Origin of the sequence: Pseudomonas sp. Sample_9 (assembly GCF_004307535.1) — a bacterium.
Classification (GTDB): domain Bacteria; phylum Pseudomonadota; class Gammaproteobacteria; order Pseudomonadales; family Pseudomonadaceae; genus Aquipseudomonas; species Aquipseudomonas mercuritolerans.
Window position 1 is genome coordinate 1 of record NZ_RAZO01000504.1, and the last position, 3,384, is coordinate 3,384.

5 protein-coding genes are annotated in these 3,384 nt (G+C 58.6%); 2 read left to right on the top strand and 3 right to left on the bottom strand.

All coding sequences use genetic code 11. The annotated features are described in order from the left end of the window. Positions 1-164: FKBP-type peptidyl-prolyl cis-trans isomerase (locus D6877_RS28620; protein ID WP_178083769.1), on the bottom strand; the 164-nt coding region annotated here is incomplete at its 3' end. Between the two features lie 134 nt (positions 165-298). On the opposite strand from D6877_RS28620, the gene D6877_RS28625 reads away from it, so the two are divergent. Further along, positions 299-1,345: a M4 family metallopeptidase gene (locus D6877_RS28625; RefSeq protein WP_130912861.1), complete on the top strand. Its 1,047-nt coding sequence runs from the start codon at positions 299-301 to the stop codon at positions 1,343-1,345. A 14-nt stretch (positions 1,346-1,359) separates the two neighbouring features. After that, positions 1,360-1,671 (top strand): protealysin inhibitor emfourin, encoded by a 312-nt coding sequence (locus tag D6877_RS28630; protein WP_130912862.1) that lies wholly within the window; start codon positions 1,360-1,362, stop codon positions 1,669-1,671. Position 1,672: 1 nt separating this feature from the next. Here D6877_RS28630 and D6877_RS28635 read toward each other — a convergent pair whose 3' ends face one another. Together D6877_RS28635 and D6877_RS28640 are read right to left on the bottom strand one after the other, a co-directional pair. Further along, positions 1,673-2,185, bottom strand: coding sequence for a hypothetical protein (locus D6877_RS28635; RefSeq protein ID WP_130912863.1), 513 nt, complete (start codon positions 2,183-2,185; stop codon positions 1,673-1,675). Positions 2,186-2,271: 86 nt separating this feature from the next. After that, positions 2,272-2,580, bottom strand: a complete 309-nt coding sequence (locus D6877_RS28640; protein ID WP_130912864.1) for an RcnB family protein — start codon at positions 2,578-2,580, stop codon at positions 2,272-2,274. Between the last annotated feature and the right edge of the window lie 804 nt (positions 2,581-3,384).

Consider the following 3,384-nt stretch of genomic DNA (forward strand, 5'->3'; position numbering starts at 1 on the left):
CCAGTGCCGATCACGCACTGAAACGGTTTGCCTCGGCTCCAGGACGAGTCGAATTCGGTGCCGTCTTCCAGCCAGCCGGTGTATCGGGTGGTGATCAGCGCGCCTTTGACCGCGGCTTTGCCGTCGCCCGGTTGCAGGTCGATGATTTGCAGTTCGTCTGTCATGTCGTTGGCTCTGTTGAGATTTTTCGCAGGCGGCGTTTTTCGCAGAATCCGGCGTCGATGGCAATCCATGGAACCGAAAACACGCCTTGCCGCTCACATGTGTATCGACATCGTATGACGACAAGGATGCTTAGATGACCGACTCTCGATTGCTGCGCAGTTTCATCCCGCCCTACATTCTCAACCGCATCATTGCTCACGGTTCCGAGCCGCAGCGCAACGCCGCGATGCAGACGCTCAACCACGTGCGCAGCCTGCTGCCCAACCCCGGTCGCCCTTCGCAACCGCCGGCGCGGGCGATTCTGCCGGAGGCGAGCAAGCCTGGCCTGGCGCGGCGCAGCGTGCATGATGCGCAGAACAAAATGCTCTTGCCGGGCATGCCGGTGCGCCTCGAGGGCCAGCCGGCATCGGGGGACCCGGCGGTCGACGAGGCTTACGATGCGCTGGGCGCCAGCTATGATTTCTTCTGGAAGGTGCTCGGTCGCGACTCGATCGACAATCAGGGATTCGCGCTGATCGGCAGCGTGCATTATGGCCAGGGCTACGAGAACGCATTCTGGAACGGCGCGCAGATGGTCTTCGGTGACGGCGATGGCGAAATCTTCCAGCGCTTCACCCGCTCGCTCGACGTCATCGGCCATGAACTGGCCCACGGCGTCACCGAAAGCGAAGCCGGGCTGATTTATGCCAACCAGTCCGGCGCGTTGAACGAGTCGCTCTCGGACGTATTCGGCGTGTTGACCAAGCAATACACCCTCGGCGAAACCGCCGAGCAGGCAGACTGGTTGATCGGCGCCGACCTGCTGATGCCACAGATCCAGGGCAAGGGCCTGCGCTCGATGTCGCACCCCGGCACGGCATACGACGACCCGATGCTGGGCAAGGATCCGCAACCGGATCACATGCGCAAGTTCGTCATCACCAGCGAAGACAATGGCGGCGTACACATCAACTCCGGCATTCCCAACCGCGCGTTTTACCTGGCAGCCCGAGCGTTTGGCGGTTTCGCCTGGGAAAAAGCCGGACGCATCTGGTACGACACACTGTGTGATGACCGTTTGAAACAGGACGCAACGTTCGACGCGTTCGCGAAACTGACGATCGACCACGCTGACCGGCGCTTCGGCACCGAAGCAGCCGACACAGTGCAGCAAGCCTGGGCACAGGTCGGTATCGAATAATCCGAGGAGGCTGTATGAAAACGCTACCCGAGCTGGATAAAGATTCCGTTTTGCGCGTATCTCGCCAGGGTGGCGTTGCAGCGATTCACAGCCTGAGCCGCCCACGGGAAATCGAATTTGCCCAGTGCGATATCAGTCAGCGTTCAAGGATCTGCTCGGTGCTTGAGGGTTGCCTGCCACTCGATAGCAGCGAATCGGGAAGTGGGGATCAGCGCTTCTACCAGATTGAAGTGCGCTATCAGTCCGGGGAAATGGTGTTGAAGGTACCGGAGGATCGGGCGCCGGGGGAGCTGGTGCATTTGTGGGACAAGGGGGAGTTGCTCTGATTCACGCTGGCGGCTCTTCTGCGTCGACAACTGACGATGTGCGCGGGCCAAAGCCCGCGGTCTGGCCGAATACGACACCGTTGAATGTGTGCGTACAGCACTCGCAGCTCGGCGTCATGTCCTGCGCCTTCAGGTTCGGATTGACCATTTGCAGGAGATTTTGCTCGTCGACGTACAGCCCGTTGAAATAACTGGACTCACCCAGTCGCACGACTTCTTCGCGATCCTTCTCATGGATGGCAACCATCCAGAACACCGGCGCTGATTGATCCAGTCGCGCCACGGCTTCGCTGAAAATGGCGTCCCAATCACCGCCCACCCGAGATAGCAGGAAGCGAAACAACGGCGTGTAATCTCGCCCGTATTGTTTGCCTGCGTGCATCGAACTTCGCCTGCCTTCGTCACGACTTGCAGCTTTGCTGTTGCGTTGATCGCGATAATGCGCAACTGATTCGTGGCGACGGACACCCCATGTGCGAGTGTTGACTTTGCGGTAGAGCAGTTTCTTGTCCAATCCCTAGTTCCTCATCCAGACGTCCGCTGTTTTACCGGAACGGCGTTTGAATGCAATCAGCCATCCGTGGCCAATTGTGACCGGGCCTATTTCTCGACCGGCTGCATCTCGACAATCGTGCCGTTGGTGATCATCACCATTACGTACTTGTCGTTGATCTGCACCCACTGTGCCTGCTCGATCGGTGCTTTCAGACCTTTGGCTTTCCAGTTCTTCAGAGCCTTGTCTTCGCGCTGGTACATTTCCGGCGCGCGGTCGTTGACCTTCAGTTGGCGGTCGCTGGTCGGCGATTGCACAGAGGGATCGCTGGAGGTTTGCGCCGCTTGAACAATGGGCGTGATCCCGGCAATGCCGGCGACGAGGGCCATGCTGGCGATTAGGGTTTTGCTGTTCATCGGTGAACCTCTTTCAGATAGGTAGTACCTGAACTCCGACTGCGCGGCGCGGGAAACATTCCTTGTTTTTTGCTGGAGGTGGCCGTAAGAGGTCTTGTCCATCAGACCGCCATCGCTGGCAAGCCAGCTCCCACAGGGATTGGTATTACAGCGCAATTATTGCCCTGAGCTCCGGTCCACTCCTACAAGACCAAGCAAAGCAAGATCAAAAGATCGCAGCCTTCGGCAGCTCCTACAGTTGGATCGCATGAATTCGATAGAAACTTGCACCTGCAGGCCGTCGTCGCGATCAGGCTCGCCCCCACCAGAAAAGCAAAGCAGCACGGCTGCCCGCGGCGAAGCCGCACCACTCAACAATGAGCGTTAGCTCGAGTGCTTTTGATCTTGACCCACCGGCGACGTCGGAAGGCTGAGTGGAGGGATTGATCCGGGCGTGGGAGCGCAGCGACCGTTCGACGAAGTCGAACACAGCGGAAGGAGGTGCAGCGAAGCAAACCGTAGCCGCTGCGCCCGGATCGATCCCGCAGCGAAGGAACCCGAGCCTGCGAGGGCCGAACGCAGGAGCAAGCGTTTTTTTGCTTACTTTTTTTAGGCGTTTGTAAAAAAAGTGAGTCGCCGTAAGGGCGAAACCCTAAGCGGCCATGACCGCAGCAACGGATATGTACCCGGTCAGCCAGAACAAATCATCGCCCGACGCGACGCAGGCTCGCTCCCACAAATGCGCCAAACACCGAAAGCATTGATCCGCTCCACGCATCAATCCATGCCAACAATGCAATTAACAGATTGTTACATCTGCGCCAC